The sequence below is a fragment of the Flavobacterium sp. AK-345 genome, assembly GCF_058310175.1.
Map to the genome: position 1 here is coordinate 67,934 of NZ_JBZEER010000006.1, position 16,875 is coordinate 84,808.

Below are 16,875 nucleotides of genomic sequence, written 5' to 3' on the forward strand. Positions count from 1 at the left end.
TTAACAATAGCAACTTGAAACCTGAAATTTGAAACCTTTTTAAAACTTGAAACAAAAATATAAGTTAATAAGTTACTAAGTTTTAAAGGTTTTATTGAAAACTCTCAGAAACTTAGTAACTTTGCAGCTTAGTAATAAAAAAAGAATGGCTAAAGTAGTATTAGAATGTTCGTTTTGTGGAAGAAAAAAGCCAGAAACCAATTTATTGATTGCAGGTATTAATGCACACATTTGTGATAAGTGTATTGAACAGGCACACGGAATTGTAATAGAAGAATTAAAATCAAGCGGAAGTGCAAAACTTGTTGGTGACTTAATTTTAAAGAAACCAAAAGAGATCAGAGCTTTCTTAGATCAATATGTTATTGGACAGGATCAGACTAAAAAAGTAATGTCAGTTGCTGTTTACAATCACTACAAACGTTTAATGCAACAGCAATTAGACGACGAAGTAGAGATTGAAAAAAGTAACATCATTATGGTTGGTCAAACCGGAACAGGAAAAACATTGGTAGCAAAAACTATCGCAAAAATGTTAGACGTTCCTTTGGCAATCGTAGATGCGACAGTACTTACAGAAGCAGGTTATGTAGGTGAAGATGTCGAAAGTATTTTGACACGTTTACTTCAAGCCGCTGATTATGATGTAACCAAAGCAGAAAGAGGAATCGTATTTATTGATGAAATTGATAAAATCGCCCGTAAAAGCGATAATCCATCTATAACACGTGACGTTTCTGGAGAAGGAGTTCAACAGGCATTATTGAAATTATTAGAAGGAACAGTTGTAAACGTGCCACCAAAAGGAGGACGTAAACATCCGGACCAGAAATTTGTTGAGGTAAATACCCAAAACATCCTGTTTATTGCAGGTGGTGCCTTTGATGGAGTAGAGCGTATTATTTCAAAACGTTTAAATCGTCAGGCAGTTGGATATTCAACATCCAAAAATGTAGACAATATCGACAAAGACAATTTGTTGCAATATATAATTCCAAAAGACATTAAAGATTTTGGATTGATTCCGGAGATTATTGGTCGTTTACCAGTTTTAACACACATGGATCCTTTAGACAGAGAAACATTGCGTGCCATTCTGACTCAGCCAAAAAATGCGTTAATCAAACAATATCAAAAATTGTTTATGATGGACGAAGTAGAATTCAGTATTTCTGATGAAGCTTTAGATTTTATTGTTGATAAAGCTTTAGAATACAAATTAGGAGCTCGTGGATTGCGTTCGTTATGCGAAGCCATCTTAACAGATGCTATGTACGAATTACCAAGTTCAGACGATAAAGTTTTGACAATTGATAAAGATTACGCAGAACATACTTTAAGTAAAAATTTATTGAAGAGAATGGAAATTGCTTCGTAAATTCTAAATACAGCTTTGTCAAGTTTTAAACTTAGACAAAGATTAACACAAAACCTGTTCATTTATTTGAGCAGGTTTTTTTTTGAAAATTATAAAAACAAACACGAATTTCACTAATTGTCACTAATTCGTTTGTGAAATTAATTTCACAAAGTTAATTAACGATTGAAATTTGTGCAAATTCGTGAAATTCGTGTTTAAAATTTTCTGCTTCTGCAAAAATTACTGAACCCTAAACTTCTCTCGATATTCAATTGGTTTCATGCCCACCATTTTAAAAAACACTTTTCTAAAAGCTTTTGGATCATTATAACCTGTTTTTTCGATAATCTCAGAAATTGAAAGCTGCGTTTGTTCCAAATATTTCTTAGAACTTTCTACACGTATATTTTGCAAATATTCAATTGGCGGAATTCCGGTTACTTGTTTAAATCGGCGTGTCATGTTTCTGGCACTTGTTGGAATGTCTTTTGTAATCTCTTCCAACTTTTCAATAGAATGATATTGGCTTTCTATTTTTTGCTGTAACATTGCGACCAAACTATCATTGTGTAAATGATTGGGTCTGAAGGTGCTAAAATAACTTTGTTTGTATCGGTTTAAATCAATAGAGAAAATCTTGGCGATTTGAACAGCAATTTCGTTTCCGCAATATTTCTGAACCAAAAGAATCAATAAATGAAAAGTTGAGGTCGAACCTCCACTGGTATATAAACTTCCATCGGCGGTTAAGGTTTCTTCAGATTTTAATTTTACCAACGGAAATGCTTTAGTAAAAGCACTGCAGGCATCGACATGTGTTGTTGCCAGTTTTTCGTTAAGTAAACCCGAAGCTGCAAACAAAAAAGCACCCGTACAAAAACTGGCTAATTCAGCTCCAGCCTGATGCTGTTTTTGCAGCCACGGAATAAAATTTTTATTTTTTGCGATCATCTCACTCATATCATCCGTAGTAAAAGCCGGAATTAAAATGAGGTCTAAAAGCTTATCAGAATCTTCGATGGAATTTACTTCATAACCAAATAAAAACTTTTCTTCGATTTGTTCTGCCGATTGAAAAACCATAATTTCAAAAGGCTTTTCCGGACCGTTACTTAATTTATTAGCAGTTTCAAAAACTTCTAAAATAGCTGCTATACTTAATAATTTATAGTAGTGAGGTACAATTAAAGCTGTTTTCTTAGTCATGGTATTTCATTTATGGTTATTACAAAAATAGAAAAATTGTCTTAAATGCCCCTAAAGATGACTTTTTTTGTAATGCAAGCCTTGTTATTTAACTTTAAATTTGTTTTGATAATTTGTAATTTTATATATCATGGCAACAAAAATTTTCATAAATCTTCCGGTAAAAGATTTAAATCGATCCATTTCATTTTTTACTGAGTTGGGTTTTTCATTCAATCCAAAGTTTACTAATGAAAAAGGAACTTGTTTAATTATTGGCGAAAATATAAATGCAATGCTTTTAGTTGAAGAGTTTTATGCAACATTTACCAATAAAAAAATTTGCAATGCAGAGACAACAAGCGAAGTTCTTATTGCTGTATCTTTTGAAACTCGTGAAAAAGTAGATGAAATAATGGAAAAAGCGATTCAATCAGGAGGAACAGAATATGTGGAAACGAAGGATTATGGGTGGATGTACCAGCGCACTTTCCTGGATATAGACGGGCATCATTGGGAGATTTTCTATATGGATGAAAGTAAAATACCGAGCGAAGTATAAATAAAAGCCTGTAAATATGATACAAGTTCAAAATAAAATAAATGCCTCAATAGAAAAAGTTTGGGATCTGTGGACATTGCCAGAACATATTATGAATTGGAATAATGCTTCTGCAGACTGGCATACACCATATGCAGAAAATGATTTGAAAGCAGGCGGAAAATTCAAATTTACAATGGCTCTTAAAGATGGAAGCGATGGGTTTGATTTTGAAGGAGTTTATACAAATGTCGAAAAGTTTTCAGTAATAGAATATATACTTTTTGATAACAGAACTGCAAATGTTCGTTTTGAAAATGGTAATGGTCATGTAAAACTTACCGAAACATTTGAACCCACAACAAAAGATTCAGCAGATATGGAAGAACAATTTTGTACTGCAATTATTCAAAATTTTAAAAAGTACGTTGAAGATTTTAAAGAGTAAACCAATTAATAAATTATAAAATAATAATGATAACAGTAAAAAGTACAATAAATGCATCAATAGACAAGGTTTGGAAATTCTGGACATTACCTGAACACATTACAAAATGGAGTTTCGCCTCACCGGATTGGCATACACCTTATGCGGAAAACGATTTAAGAGAAGGCGGAAAATTTAAATCGACGATGGCCGCAAAAGACGGCAGTATGAGTTTTGATTTTGAAGGCGAATATACATTGGTAGAAAAAAACAAAGCCATTGAATATGTAATGGCTGATGGAAGAAAGGTTGAAATTAGTTTTGCAGCAACTTCAAATGGAGTAGAAGTAACGGAAAGTTTTGATCCTGAGACACAAAACCCCGAAGAAATACAACGCGGCGGCTGGCAGGCAATTTTAGATAATTTTAAAAGTTACGCAGAAGTTGCCACAAAGTCGCAAAGTCACTAAGAAAACGAATAAAAAAACTTTGTGTCTTAGTGCCTTCGTGGCAAAAAAACGTTTAAACACAAAAACAGAAAAGATGACGAAACAAATTTGGCTGAATTTGCCGGTAAAAGAGGTGGCAAAATCGAAAGCTTTTTTCTCAAAAATAGGTTTCTCTTTTAATGAAAAACACGATACGCCAAGCTCAACCTGTATGATTGTTGGCGAAGGAAAATTTGCAGTAATGCTTTTTGAAGAATCTTTGTTTGCCAGTTTTTCTCAAAATAAGTTGACAGATACAAAATCAAGCTCGGAAATATTGATTTCGATTGATGCTGAAAGCAAAGAAGAAGTTGATCAGTTCACAGAAAAAGTAAAAGAAGCCGGCGGAACCGTTTTTAGTAAACCTGCAGAAAGCCAAGGCTGGATGTATGGCAGCGCTTTTGCAGATTTAGATGGTCATCGCTGGAATATCTTGTATATGGATTTTAGTAAAATGCCTAAATAAATTAGATATGGAAACATTAGAATTTAAAATCAGAATTAAAGCTCCGGTAGAAACCGTTTGGGCTGTTTTATGGAATGAAGAAACCTATAAAAAATGGACAGGAGCTTTTTGCGAAGGCTCGTATGCAGTAAGTGATTGGAACGAAGGTGATAAAATTCATTTTATGTCTCCAAACGGAGAAGGAATGAATAGTATTATCGAAAAGAAAATTCCAAATGAATATATGGCTTTCAAACATATAGGAGAAATAAAAGACTTTAAAGAACTGCCTATTGATGAAGAGACGAAAAAATGGAGCGGCGCAATGGAAACATATCGTTTAACGCAAGATGACGAGTTTACAGATTTGACAGCTCAAGTTGACGTAGTAGAGAAATATATCGATTATTTTAAAGAAGCGTTTCCGAAAGGATTAGAAACAGTAAAAGAACTTTCTGAAAAATAGAGACAAGAAAATAGAAGAAAGAAATAGATTACAATAACAAACAAACAAAAAAATAAAAATATCATGGCAACATCAGTAAACCCTTATTTAATATTTAATGGAAATTGTGAAGAAGCATTTCTATTTTACAAATCAGTTTTTGGAGGTGAATTTCCGTATATCGGAAAATTTAAAGATATGCCGGCTGCCGAAGACGGAGGCTGTGCAGAATTTTCAGAAAAAGATGCTAACAGAATAATGCACGTGTCTTTGCCAATTGGAAACACCATTTTAATGGGAAGCGACAGTAACGAACAATCGGGAGATGTAACATTTGGCGGAAACTTTTCGGTTTCAATCAATGTAGAAAGCAAAGAAGAAGCAGACAGAATATTCAACGGACTTTCAGCAGGAGGAAATGCTTTTATGCCTATGGATAATACTTTCTGGGGCGCTTATTTCGGAATGTTTACAGATAAATTCGGCGTAGGCTGGATGGTAAATTTCGATGTAAACGAACCAAATAAATAATTAGTTTTTTCCGCCACGAATTCACGAAATTTTATTCAAATAAAATTCTAAAAATGATTCGTGAATTCGTGGCGGAAAAAACATTACAATTAACTTTTGTTAAATGTTAAATTACTTAAAACTTACATGTTGATTTGTGTTTTTTCTCTACAAAAAAACAAAGAATATACTTTTTTATCATAAATAGATTGCCGATTTTTGTCGCTTCTAAAATCAATAAGCATAAAATGGCAACAGAAGACAAAGAAATTATTTTACTTAAAGTTTCAGGGCATGACAAACCGGGTGTAACAGCCGGATTAACATCGGTATTAGCTGCTTACGATGCTATTATCCTTGACATAGGCCAGGCGGATATTCACGATACATTGTCTTTAGGAATTTTGTTCGAAATAGAAGCAGGCTCAAGTTCAGGCCCAGTGCTTAAGGATTTGCTTTTTAAAGCTTACGAATTAGAAGTTAAGGTAAAATTCATTCCCATTTCTATAGATGATTACGAAACTTGGGTTAAATCTCAATCCAGACAACGCTATATTATAAATGTTTTGGGCGAAAAACTAACTGCTACACAGCTTGCAGCAGTAACCAAAATATTATCAGATCAAAATTTAAATATTGATTCCATTATAAGATTAACCGGAAGAACTTCTGTTGTCGAAAAAGAAGAATATCCGCGTTCTTGCATACAATTATCTGTAACCGGCGAAATAGTAAATAAGATTGAAATGACGGCCAATTTTATGGCAATTTCAAGAACTTTAAATGTCGATATTTCTTTTCAGGAAGACAATATTTACAGAAGAAACCGGCGTTTGGTTTGTTTCGATATGGATTCGACTTTAATTCAGGCCGAAGTTATAGACGAATTAGCAGAACTAAACGGAGTGGGCGCACAAGTAAAAGCCATCACAGAATCTGCGATGAATGGAGAAATCGATTTTAACGAAAGTTTTAAACAACGAATGGCTTTGTTAGAAGGTTTAAGCGAAGACGTTTTACAAAAAGTAGCCGAAAATCTACCTATAACAAAAGGAGCACATCGTTTAATGAAAGCCTTAAAATATTACGGTTACAAAACCGCAATTTTATCCGGAGGATTCACTTATTTTGGAGAATACCTGCAAAAAGAATTAGGTATAGATTACGTTCACGCCAATCAACTTGAAATAAAAGACGGAAAATTAACTGGTAAATATATAGGTGATATTGTAGATGGTTTAAAGAAAGCCGAATACCTTACAGCTATTGCAGCTAAAGAAGGAATTCACATCAACCAAACAATTGCCGTAGGAGATGGAGCTAATGATTTACCAATGATCAATTTAGCTGGTCTGGGAATCGCTTTTCACGCCAAACCAAAAGTAAAAGAAAGTGCTTCAAATTCAATTTCAAGTTTAGGTCTTGATGGTGTTTTGTACCTTTTAGGATATCACGACCGTTATATTGATATGATGTAATAAATCGAATAAACACAAAGTTTGTCATTCTGAGGAACGAAGAATCTCCGCAAGTAACTCGACAATCAAAATAAACAGAAAACCTTAGTTCAAATCAGAATTAAGGTTTTTTTATGGGCATGTCCCTCCGGGTCGGGCTATCCGTTTCAATCTTTTTGTCCGCCGCGGCGGACAAAAAGGATTTCCACTTCTATCCCTCATGCAATTTAGTGGAATTAGCGTTTTTTAATTGCATTTTAGCAACAAATCAATTCGTGAAAATTCGTGAAATTAGTGTTTAAGCACACACATCTCCTTCAATTGCTCCAAATAATCTCTCTCATTCGAAAGTCTCGGGATTTTATGTTGTCCGCCAAGTTTATCTCTTTCTTTCAGCCAATCGTAGAATAAGTTTTCACGGGCTACATTAATCACCAAAGGATTCAGCGTCATATTATTGTAGCGTTTAGCTTCGTAATCAGAGTTTAAAGTCTGTAAAGTTTCATCAAGAACTTTCTGGAAAAGCCCAACATCAGCCGGTTTTTTTTTGAATTCGATCATCCATTCGTGTGCGCCTTTTTCTTTGTCCTGCATAAAAATAGGAGCAACCGTATAATCTATAACTTCAGTTTGGGTAATCTGACAAGCTTTGGCAATGGCCTGATCTGTATTTTCGACCATTAATTCTTCGCCAAAAACATTAATATGATGTTTTGTTCTTCCTGTAACTCTAATTCTGTACGGATTTAATGAAGTAAAACGAACTGTATCGCCAATTAAATAACGCCATAAACCTGAATTGGTCGTAATAACGAGCGCGTAATTTTTATTCAGTTCGACATCGGCCAAACAAATAACTTTTTGGTTTGAAGTCCCAAAAGTATCCATCGGAATAAATTCGTAGAAAATGCCGTAATCCAGCATCAGCAATAAATCACTGGAATTATTTAGATCCTGAATCGCAAAAAAGCCTTCAGAAGCATTGTATATTTCGTAATATTTAAAATCTTTGCTAGGCAAGATTTTTTTGTATTGTTCTTTGTATGGAGAAAAACTCACGCCGCCATGAAAATAAACCTCAAGATTTGGCCAGATTTCCAATAGACTTTCCTTACCGGTATTCTCTAAAACTTTATTCATTAAAACCAACATCCAGGACGGAACTCCGGCAAAACTGGTTACATTTTCGACTTTGGTTTCGTTTATAATAGCAGCGATTTTAGATTCCCATTCGCTCATCAACGAAGTTTTATTACTTGGCGTACTGCTAAATTCAGCCCAAATTGGCATGTTTTCAATCAATATAGCCGATAAATCTCCAAAATAAGTATTGTTGTTTTCGTAAATCTGAGAACTTCCGCCTAAGCGAAGACTTTTTCCCAAAAACAATTCAGAATCTTCATTATTATTCAAATACAAACAAAGTAAATCTTTACTTCCTTTATAATGACAATCTTCGAGAGCTTCGTTACTAACCGGAATAAATTTGCTTTTAGCATTGGTTGTTCCGCTCGATTTTGCAAACCATTTGATAGGAGTTTCCCAAAAAACGCCTTGTTCGCCCTGACGTGTGCGTTCAATCAAAGGTTGTAATTCTTCATAGCTCGCAATCGGAACTCTTTCCGCAAAAGTCTGGTAAGAGTTGATTGAAGCAAAATCATACTGTTTTCCTACAACAGTATTTTCAGATGCCATTAATAAATTGTGCAACAGTTCTTCCTGAACTTCATTGGGGTATTTCAGAAAGAGTTCTATTTGGTGAATTCTTTGTTTCAGAACCCAGGAGGCGAACGAGTTGATAATTGATAAGGGCATGAGAAATTTTAGATTTTAGATTTTAGATTTCTGATTTTATACTTTTTGCAAAAAGTCAAAATATAAGATTTGAAATATCACCGGACAAACATTAACTTTGTCGTTGTATCAAAAATACTGTTTTTTTTGTAATAAAAACATTCTATTTTTTACTAAAAATGAATTTTAAAAATTAAAATTCTGCGCTGGAGAAGCAATCTAAAATCTAAAATTAACAATCTAAAATATAATGACATATCAAGGCGTACTTACAAAAATGCAAACAGAAATCGGAAATCCAATTCAGTATTATTTGGTTTTTGAAGATAGCTTTCTCAGTATGAATCAATTATTAGATAAAGAAATTGAAATTAATTTTGCAGGTTTTCAATGCTTGAATTGCTGTAAAAAGAAAAAGATATTCAGACAAGGTTTTTGTTATGATTGTTTTTACTCAAGCCCTGCCGTAGGAGATTGGATTATGAGGCCAGAATTGAGTACGGCGCATTTAGGAATCGCAGATCGTGATTTAGAATACGAACAAAAAGTGCAATTGCAGCCTCATGTTGTGTATTTGGCTGTGGCAAGCGAAATAAAAGTGGGCGTAACACGCAAAACACAAGTCCCAACCAGATGGATTGATCAGGGAGCCAGTCAGGCAATTGCCGTAGTTGAGGTTCCTAACCGATATTTGGCCGGAATTACCGAAGTCGCTTTAAAAAGTCATTATACAGATAAAACCAATTGGAGAAAAATGCTTCAAAATCCAACTGCGGTTTTTGATTTGATTGCCGAAAAAGTAAAAATTGAAGAATTGATTCCCGCTGAAGCACGAGAATATTTTTACGCTCAAAAGAATGATTTATTCGAATTAAATTATCCCGTTTTAAATTATCCTGCAAAAGTCGCAAGCTTAAATTTAGACAAAACACCTTCTTTTCAAGGAAAACTTATTGGGATAAAAGGGCAATATTTAATTTTTGAAGACGGTACTGTTTTTAACATCCGTGGTTCCGAAGGATACGTCGTGACAATCGACGTGTAGGTCGATGGTTTTTATCTATTCGTCTGATTCATTTGTCTTTACATAAAAGTTTTGTAATTTTAAATTATATTTTAATAAGATACCATGTGTGAAAAATGATACATTTGGTTACAATTTTGTAATAATTGCTTATTGAAAGAAATTACTTTTAGAAAAAAAAAGAGACTAGATTTGAAGTAATTCAAGTTAACAGGTTCTTTTTAAAATTTAAGTAAGTTTTATAATTTTTAAATTATTTAATAAATGGGTGTTTTAAACAAAATTAATGTTTTCAGAAGAGGCTTAATGCGTAATCTGACAAAGAACATTGGAAAACCAAAAAGCGAATCAGGAATAATTTTAGTGGATAAAACTGAAATTAAAAGAGTCTTAATTTGTAGACCAAATGCAAGATTAGGAAATCTTTTATTGATTTCACCACTCGTAAAAGAAGTTGCTGAAACATTTCCAAATTGTAAAATTGATTTATTTGTTAAAGGACCGCTTGCGCCTATTATTTTTGAAAATTATGATGTTGTTTACAAAACAATTCATTTACCCAAAAAACCTTTTAAAAATTTATTAGAATATATAAAAGTTTGGATTTCGATAACAAAACAGCCTTACGATATGGCAATAAATGTCGATCAAAATTCTTCATCAGGCCGTTTGGCTGTACGTTTTTCTAAAGCAAAATATAAATTCTACGGAGATTTAGAAAATGACCGTCAACAAACTAAATCTGATTATGAGCATATTGCAAAATACCCTGTTTATAATTTCAGACACTATTTAACAAAATTAGGATTAAAGGAAAGCAATAAAATAGTGGAGCCTATAGATCTTAAATTAACTCCTTTTGAGTTGTCAGAAGGTAAAAAGATATTAAGCACATTAAATAGCAATAATTCTAAAAAAACGATTTGCATATTTACATTTGCGACAGGAACAAAATGTTTGTCTGAAGATTGGTGGGAGAATTTTTATGCTTCACTAAAAAATCAATATACAGATTACAATATTATTGAAATATTACCTATAGAAAATGTATCTCAAATAGCTTTTAAAGCACCAACTTTTTATAGTAAGGATATTAGGGAAATTGGTTCGCTAATAGCCAACACAGAAATTTTTATAGGAGCCGATAGCGGAATGATGCATTTGGCAAGTTCAGTTCAAACACCAACTGTAGGGTTATTTTCAGTTTCAAACCTTAAAAAATATGAGCCTTACGATAATTGCAGCATTGGAGTTGAGGTTGAAAATTGTTCGAAAAATGATTATTTTAAAATAGTAAACGGTATCCTGAATAACGGAAGATTAAAAACATATTCAAGAGCTGTTTAAATTCTAAAATTTACAACATAAAAAAGGCCAATCGTAATGATTGGCCTTCTTATTTTAAGTCCTTTTTTAAGTCCTTATTTTTTCTTTTTAAATAAACCATTTAGTAAGTCACTGGCTTTTTTAGTAGCTTCCTGAGTATTTTTTTCTTTCTCAGTTGCTGCGGCTTGCGTAGTGTCTTTTGCTTTTGTGTTTTTATTAATCAAATCAGAAAGTGCTGATGCTCCTTTTTGAGTTAATTTCTCTTTTTGCTGATTAGCAACCTGAGAAGCTAAACTGCTAACAGCGCTTTTCATATCTGTTGATACTTTTGGATTTGAGAAATTACCTGTAACCAATGCATTAATAGGAATGTTATCCAGTTTTGCAGCATCTGCAGGAGACAATTTAGCCAGGAATGCATTTGCTTCAGTTCCTAAATATTTAGCCGGAACATCTAATTTTAAGTTGTAACTCATCGTTTGGTCAAAACCGTGTGTTCCACCAACTGTCACTTTAATATCTTGATATTTAATATCAAATGGTTTTACGTTAACTTTTCCATCATCAAAAGTCAAAGCCATTTTTACATCATTCAAATTCAGTTTGCTCATATCAAGAAACTTAATGTTTGATGTTAATGAATTTAATACAGTCGAGTTTTTAGCATTAACCGTAGTCGAAAGCAATTGACCTATTAAATCTCCCGAAAGCGATTTTAAATCAGGAGTTAACTCATTTGCATCAAGATTTCCGTTTAATTTGATAGTCGAATTCAATTTTCCATTGATGATTCCTGCCAAAGGAGCAATTTTTTTCATCATGTCTAATTGTGTAAAAGTCTGCGCAATATCAACCTGATTGAAACCTAAATTCATATCAAATGTTGGTACTTTTGCTTTTGTCGAAACAGCTCCGGTTAAACCAATTGTTCCGCCAAAAATTGAGGTTTTAAAGTTCTCTAAAAGTGCTTTTTCGTCTTTGATAATCAACTTTCCTGAAACATCTTTTAATTTTAAATTGTCATACAAAACAGTATTTGCTTTTGCATTCAAAGTACAGTTTAAAAACGCAGGAATCTTCATTGCTTCAGCAGGTTTTGCCGATGTAGCTTTTGTTTCAGTTTCTGTTCCGCCTGTAGTGGCAGGTTTAGCAGGTTCTCCGGAAGTCATAAAATCATCAACAGCTAATTGATTTGAGCTCATGTTGAAATTTCCTTTTAGCTCTTGTTTTTTAAACATAAAACCATAGAAATTTTCTAAAACTCCATTAATGCTAATATCACTTTTTCCTGTAGTAGCATCAAATTTTTTCAGATTGATTGTACTCGTATTGAATTCAACCAAAGCCGTACTGATATTCATCGATTTATTGTTTTCATCAGTATATTTAAATCCTGATAAACTCATAGTTCCGGCATTTTTGATGTTTTGATACTGACTTTTTTCTACAGAAGCCATATCAAATTCTGTTGTAACATCAGCTTTTAAAATACCCGCCAAAGGTTTATCCAATTTTACAGGATATGCTTTTGAAAGGTTTGCTAAATTAATTGTTCCTTTTAATGCCGCTTTTACCAACGGATTAACAGTTATGTTTCTCACATTTGCTTTAGCGCTAAAAACATCCTGATCAATTTTAAACGAAAGTTTATCCAGATTAACGTAAGTATCATTCAAAATTCCTGTTTCGTTAATGATTTTAGTATCAATTACAATATTCTGAACTGATTTTGGCAGATTCGGATATTGAAAAGAAGAATTGTTAGAAGCAATTGCAATATTGAATTTTGGTACAGTTGTATCTGTTAATTCTCCTTTTGCAAAACCAACAACAGTAAAATCTCCGGTAGTTTTAACACCTTCTAAGCTTGAAGAATAAGCCGAAGGAATTAAGCCCAGGAAGTTAGTAAACGACGAAGTTGGCGTTTTAAATTTCAAATCATAAATCTGACCTTTTTCTACCATCTGAATAAATCCGTCAAATTCTAAAGGCAATTGATTAATTAAAGCTTTGTTTTCTTTAAATGTATATTTGCTTTTTTCCAGATCGATCCCTAAAACAGCATCTAAAGTCAGTTTTACATTTTTCATGTAATTCATCTTATCCATATCCAAAGAAACATTGGCTGTAGATTTTGTTGTTAGATCAAGCTTAGAATTGGTAAAGTCTCCCGTTCCTTCGTGATTTAAACTGTCAATTACCATTTTTATTTTAGAACCCTGATCAATATATCTAAAAGTAAAATTCTCGATTTTGTAGTTCTGGATCTTTAAAGAAAGCGGTTTGCTTGCTTCGTCTGTTTTTGTTTCGTCTTTTTTATCTTTTAAAGCGATATCGAAGTTTCCAACACCATCTTTATTAAAAATGATATTGATTAAACCATTTGTAGAACTGATTCCCTCAATGCTCATAGGTTCATCTTTTCCTTTAAAAAGTTCTTTAATACTCATCTTTAAGTTCAATTCTCCTAACGAAACTAAAGTATCGCCTTCAAAAGGAGCTTTGTTGATGATGACCAATTTCTCGATTCCAACAGTAGCATTTGGGAAGTTTTTAAACAAACTTAAATCAGCGTCAGCAAAACTCACTTTTGCATCTACACTTTCATTAATTGCATCTGTAATTTTTGCTTTGATCTGATCTTTAAAAAGATAAGGAATAGCAAATAGTGCGGCAATGATGACCACAAAAACAATCGCGGTGATTTTTAAAATTTTCTTTAACATAATTAATTATAGATTTGAGGTTTTAGGGTTCTTAATTTATACATATTATTCTTGCAAAAATAAACTTTTAATGTAAAATATATTTCAAATTTATCATAAAAAACAATAGCCTGCCGTAATCGAATTTCGATTATGGGCAAGCTATCAAAAAAAAATAAATTATTCTTAAATATTTTTAAAACTTTATGATATGTATTCTGATTTATCTGATCCTGTAATTTTTTGCTAAAATAATCGGTACAGCCCGCAAAAGCTGTTAAGTAGAAATTAACTTTGAGTTAATTAAAACAGAATTTAGTGTTATGTATGCTAAGAAATTGTTTTGATAAAAAGAAAAAATCCGTTTGAAGTTATTCAAACGGATTTTTGTATGGAGATCGTTGATTTATTTTTGAATAAAAGAAACAATTTTATTCACCATTTCTTCTGCAATTGGCAAGGTTTCGTTGCTGTAGCTTGCAAAATTTTCCTGTTGGTCACCTTCGATAATTTTCATGATATGATTCATTTTGTCAATTATCAAAAGTTCTGAATTTTTGCTGGCCTGCGATAAATTTTCGGCATCTTTTACTGTTACTTGTAAATCCTTATTTCCCTGCAGAATTAAAACAGGAACGTTTAATTTTTTAATTTCTACCGAAGGATCATATTTAAACCATGAAATTATGTAAGGCTGAATGCTTGGTCTGAAAAGAGAATTTAGCATGGGATCAACCTTTTTTACTTTATTTCCGTTTTTCAAACTATCAATAATCGGAAAGGTCATTTCTTCAATTTGCTTATTTGATTTAGATGCAATTTGCGTTTTGATAAGTTTGTCTGCAGATTCTCCAGAGCCAGCAATAGAGATGAATTTATCAGCTTTTGCGCCTGCTATCATTCCAATTAACGAGCCTTCACTATGCCCAATGACAGTTAATTTTGAGAAACGTTTGTCTTGTTTTAATAAATTAATCCAGCTTTTTGCATCTTCTGTATAATGCTCAAATACCAAACTTGATTCAGGACCGGCAGCTGCTTTGCTTTCGCCAATTCCGCGTTTATCAAATCGTAATGATGCAATTCCGTTTTTTGCCAGCGCTTCTGCCAGCATTTTTAAGGAATTGTTTTTCATCATCGGATTATTTCCGTTTCTGTCCGTTGGTCCCGAACCTGAAATAATTAAGGCGACAGGATATTTTTTAGTTAAATCCGGCGTGGTTAAAGTTCCGTAAATCTCATCTTTATTGATTTTTAAAACAAGATTGCTTTCCTTAAATTTTATTTCACTTTTGCTTTGGGCATTTATGAAATTTACAAAAACAACAAATAAAACGGCGACTATTTTTTTCATTGTTGAATTATTTAATATTTAATCCAAAAGGCATCATTGCCTGAACTCCTTTTTGTTTTTGAAGTCTTTTTACCTGTTCGATCAGCATATAGTTTTCGGCACCAATCTCTTCTTTTATAAAAGCTTCTTTAGATTTTGCAAAAGGCAAACCAGATAATACATCGTTGAATGTTTTTTCGTATTCAGGATAGTTTTGTGTGCTGTAAGATTTTGTTTTGGAAATTCTTGCAGCTTCGGCAACAGCATCATCCAAACCACCAATTTTATCTACTAAACCAATTTTTATTGCCTGAGATCCAGACCATACTCTTCCTTGTGCAATAGAATCTACCTGTGCAAAAGTCATTTTTCGGCCTTGCGCCACATGAGTTACAAAAGTGTTGTAAATTTTTTCTACTCCTTCTAATGTAAAAGCTTTAAACTTTTCATCCACAGGAACAAACGGGCTGTAATTTGCTGAGTTTTCGTGTGTTTTTACTTGCTCAGTATTAATTCCGAGTTTATTGGCTAACGGACTAAAGTTTGGCAGAATTCCGAAAACGCCAATAGAACCGGTAATCGTATTTTTTTCTGCAAAAATTTTATTGGCATTACAAGCAATGTAATAACCACCGGAAGCAGCATAATTACCCATAGAAACCACAACAGGTTTTACTTTTTTAGTAATTTCAATTTCTCTCCAAATCAAATCAGAAGTCAAAGCGCTTCCGCCCGGACTGTCAATTCGAAGCACAATTGCTTTTACATCTTCATCTTTGCGTGCTTCCTGCAAAGAACGACGCATAGCGCCTTCGCCAATTACGGTTACATCGCCTTCACCACTTTCGATTTCTCCCTGAGCATAAATAATGGCAATTTGATCACTTGATGTGTTGGTTAAAGCAGTTGTGATATTATTTTGTGTATAATCTAAAATCGAAATTTTGTTATAATCGTCATCTCCGGTTACTTTCAATTGTTTTTTAATGGCATTATGATAAACATCTTCATAAGCTACAATATCTACTAGATTTTCTCTTTTTGCCATTTCAGGTGTTCTGGCCAATAAATCGTTTGCAATTTCATTTAATTTGGCAACAGGAATATTTCGGCTTTTCGAAATATCTTCAGATACATTTGTCCAGATAGAATTTAAAAGCGCAGTTATTTGTTCTCTGTTGGCGTCGCTCATTTTATTCTCTAAAAACGGCTCAACGGCACTTTTGTATTTTCCGTGACGAATTACTTCCATATGAATGCCCGATTTGTCCTGAAAATCCTTAAAAAACATCACTTCAGATGAAAGCCCTTTAAAATCAAGATCTCCTGCAGGATTTAGATAAATAGTATTGGCAACAGAATTTAAATAATACTCTTTTTGAGAAAATGAATTGGCATAAGCCCAAACAAATTTTCCTGATTTTTTAAAGCTTTCCAATGCATTTCGTAAATCTTTATATTGAGCCAATCCTAACGAAGATTCATCATTTAAAATAGAAATTCCTTTAATGTTGTCGTCTGTTTTTGCAGCCTCAATAGCATTGATTACATCGCTTAAACCAACTTCCTTTTTATCAGAGAAAACCGTTACCCAGGGATCTTTATATTTTCCGGCGTAGTCATTATTGATTTTTTTTAAATCTAATTCTATAACAGAATCAGCTTTGACTGAAACGGTATCTTCTCCTCCAAAAATGGCACCAATAAGAATTACCCCAAAAAAGAATAACATGATAAAAACAAAAATACCAATTACAGTGGCAATTACATTTCCTAGAAATTTCATAAAATATATTTTTTAATATGTAGCAAAAAAGAGTAAGAAGTTACAAATT

The 16,875-nt window shown here is 32.9% G+C and carries 15 protein-coding genes; 10 read left to right on the forward strand and 5 right to left on the reverse strand.

The annotated features are described in order from the left end of the window. Positions 1 to 145 precede the first annotated feature (145 nt). Positions 146 to 1,378 carry an ATP-dependent Clp protease ATP-binding subunit ClpX gene (gene clpX / locus AC4FQ3_RS12615; RefSeq protein ID WP_073396894.1) on the forward strand — a complete coding sequence of 411 codons (1,233 nt, stop codon included), beginning with the start codon at positions 146 to 148 and terminating at the stop codon, positions 1,376 to 1,378. Positions 1,379 to 1,600: 222 nt separating this feature from the next. On the opposite strand, the gene AC4FQ3_RS12620 is transcribed toward clpX, so the two are convergent. Further along, on the reverse strand, positions 1,601 to 2,566 hold the full coding sequence (locus AC4FQ3_RS12620) for a GlxA family transcriptional regulator (RefSeq protein ID WP_491182069.1): 966 nt from the start codon (positions 2,564 to 2,566) through the stop codon (positions 1,601 to 1,603). 130 nt (positions 2,567 to 2,696) lie between these two features. Here AC4FQ3_RS12620 and AC4FQ3_RS12625 point away from each other — a divergent pair, with 130 nt between their 5' ends. The 7 genes from AC4FQ3_RS12625 to serB all read left to right on the forward strand — a co-directional run bounded on the left by AC4FQ3_RS12625 (position 2,697) and on the right by serB (position 6,879). Then, positions 2,697 to 3,107, forward strand: coding sequence for a VOC family protein (locus AC4FQ3_RS12625; protein WP_491182070.1), 411 nt, complete (start codon positions 2,697 to 2,699; stop codon positions 3,105 to 3,107). A gap of 16 nt (positions 3,108 to 3,123) precedes the next feature. Beyond that, entirely contained in the window at positions 3,124 to 3,534 is a 411-nt protein-coding gene (locus AC4FQ3_RS12630) for an SRPBCC domain-containing protein (protein WP_491182071.1), read from the forward strand. Between the two features lie 26 nt (positions 3,535 to 3,560). Continuing rightward, a complete protein-coding gene (locus tag AC4FQ3_RS12635) occupies positions 3,561 to 3,983 on the forward strand; it encodes an SRPBCC family protein (protein ID WP_491182072.1) in 423 nt (140 codons plus the stop codon). 73 nt (positions 3,984 to 4,056) lie between these two features. Continuing rightward, a complete protein-coding gene (locus tag AC4FQ3_RS12640; protein WP_073396904.1) occupies positions 4,057 to 4,467 on the forward strand; it encodes a VOC family protein in 411 nt (136 codons plus the stop codon). Between the two features lie 7 nt (positions 4,468 to 4,474). Next, entirely contained in the window at positions 4,475 to 4,912 is a 438-nt protein-coding gene (locus AC4FQ3_RS12645) for an SRPBCC domain-containing protein (RefSeq protein WP_073396908.1), read from the forward strand. A gap of 63 nt (positions 4,913 to 4,975) precedes the next feature. Next, a complete protein-coding gene (locus AC4FQ3_RS12650; RefSeq protein WP_042565696.1) occupies positions 4,976 to 5,422 on the forward strand; it encodes a VOC family protein in 447 nt (148 codons plus the stop codon). Between the two features lie 227 nt (positions 5,423 to 5,649). Then, positions 5,650 to 6,879, forward strand: a complete 1,230-nt coding sequence (serB, locus tag AC4FQ3_RS12655; RefSeq protein WP_491182073.1) for a phosphoserine phosphatase SerB — start codon at positions 5,650 to 5,652, stop codon at positions 6,877 to 6,879. Positions 6,880 to 7,149: 270 nt separating this feature from the next. Here serB and AC4FQ3_RS12660 read toward each other — a convergent pair whose 3' ends face one another. Next, positions 7,150 to 8,673, reverse strand: coding sequence for a GH3 auxin-responsive promoter family protein (locus AC4FQ3_RS12660; protein ID WP_463462231.1), 1,524 nt, complete (start codon positions 8,671 to 8,673; stop codon positions 7,150 to 7,152). A 229-nt stretch (positions 8,674 to 8,902) separates the two neighbouring features. On the opposite strand from AC4FQ3_RS12660, the gene AC4FQ3_RS12665 reads away from it, so the two are divergent. Together AC4FQ3_RS12665 and AC4FQ3_RS12670 are read left to right on the forward strand one after the other, a co-directional pair. Further along, complete coding sequence (locus AC4FQ3_RS12665) at positions 8,903 to 9,697, forward strand: DUF2797 domain-containing protein (RefSeq protein ID WP_073396920.1); 795 nt, start codon at positions 8,903 to 8,905, stop codon at positions 9,695 to 9,697. Positions 9,698 to 9,940: 243 nt separating this feature from the next. Beyond that, positions 9,941 to 11,023 (forward strand): glycosyltransferase family 9 protein, encoded by a 1,083-nt coding sequence (locus AC4FQ3_RS12670; RefSeq protein ID WP_491182074.1) that lies wholly within the window; start codon positions 9,941 to 9,943, stop codon positions 11,021 to 11,023. 74 nt (positions 11,024 to 11,097) lie between these two features. On the opposite strand, the gene AC4FQ3_RS12675 is transcribed toward AC4FQ3_RS12670, so the two are convergent. From AC4FQ3_RS12675 to sppA, 3 genes are all read right to left on the reverse strand, one after another. Continuing rightward, entirely contained in the window at positions 11,098 to 13,728 is a 2,631-nt protein-coding gene (locus AC4FQ3_RS12675; protein WP_491182075.1) for an AsmA family protein, read from the reverse strand. A 385-nt stretch (positions 13,729 to 14,113) separates the two neighbouring features. Further along, a complete protein-coding gene (locus AC4FQ3_RS12680) occupies positions 14,114 to 15,061 on the reverse strand; it encodes an alpha/beta hydrolase (protein ID WP_491182076.1) in 948 nt (315 codons plus the stop codon). Between the two features lie 7 nt (positions 15,062 to 15,068). Then, on the reverse strand, positions 15,069 to 16,826 hold the full coding sequence (gene sppA, locus AC4FQ3_RS12685; protein ID WP_491182077.1) for a signal peptide peptidase SppA: 1,758 nt from the start codon (positions 16,824 to 16,826) through the stop codon (positions 15,069 to 15,071). Positions 16,827 to 16,875 lie beyond the last annotated feature (49 nt).

Excerpts from the sequence above, each read along its gene's own strand:
- clpX (WP_073396894.1), top strand. The coding sequence starts at position 146 with ATGGCTAAAGTAGTATTAGAATGTTCGTTTTGTGGAAGAAAAAAGCCA.
- AC4FQ3_RS12620 (WP_491182069.1), bottom strand. The coding sequence starts at position 2,566 with ATGACTAAGAAAACAGCTTTAATTGTACCTCACTACTATAAATTATTA.
- AC4FQ3_RS12650 (WP_042565696.1), top strand. The coding sequence starts at position 4,976 with ATGGCAACATCAGTAAACCCTTATTTAATATTTAATGGAAATTGTGAA.
- AC4FQ3_RS12680 (WP_491182076.1), bottom strand. The coding sequence starts at position 15,061 with ATGAAAAAAATAGTCGCCGTTTTATTTGTTGTTTTTGTAAATTTCATA.
- AC4FQ3_RS12635 (WP_491182072.1), top strand. The coding sequence starts at position 3,561 with ATGATAACAGTAAAAAGTACAATAAATGCATCAATAGACAAGGTTTGG.
- AC4FQ3_RS12630 (WP_491182071.1), top strand. The coding sequence starts at position 3,124 with ATGATACAAGTTCAAAATAAAATAAATGCCTCAATAGAAAAAGTTTGG.
- AC4FQ3_RS12675 (WP_491182075.1), bottom strand. The coding sequence starts at position 13,728 with ATGTTAAAGAAAATTTTAAAAATCACCGCGATTGTTTTTGTGGTCATC.
- sppA (WP_491182077.1), bottom strand. The coding sequence starts at position 16,826 with ATGAAATTTCTAGGAAATGTAATTGCCACTGTAATTGGTATTTTTGTT.
- AC4FQ3_RS12625 (WP_491182070.1), top strand. The coding sequence starts at position 2,697 with ATGGCAACAAAAATTTTCATAAATCTTCCGGTAAAAGATTTAAATCGA.
- serB (WP_491182073.1), top strand. The coding sequence starts at position 5,650 with ATGGCAACAGAAGACAAAGAAATTATTTTACTTAAAGTTTCAGGGCAT.
- AC4FQ3_RS12665 (WP_073396920.1), top strand. The coding sequence starts at position 8,903 with ATGACATATCAAGGCGTACTTACAAAAATGCAAACAGAAATCGGAAAT.
- AC4FQ3_RS12645 (WP_073396908.1), top strand. The coding sequence starts at position 4,475 with ATGGAAACATTAGAATTTAAAATCAGAATTAAAGCTCCGGTAGAAACC.
- AC4FQ3_RS12670 (WP_491182074.1), top strand. The coding sequence starts at position 9,941 with ATGGGTGTTTTAAACAAAATTAATGTTTTCAGAAGAGGCTTAATGCGT.
- AC4FQ3_RS12640 (WP_073396904.1), top strand. The coding sequence starts at position 4,057 with ATGACGAAACAAATTTGGCTGAATTTGCCGGTAAAAGAGGTGGCAAAA.
- AC4FQ3_RS12660 (WP_463462231.1), bottom strand. The coding sequence starts at position 8,673 with ATGCCCTTATCAATTATCAACTCGTTCGCCTCCTGGGTTCTGAAACAA.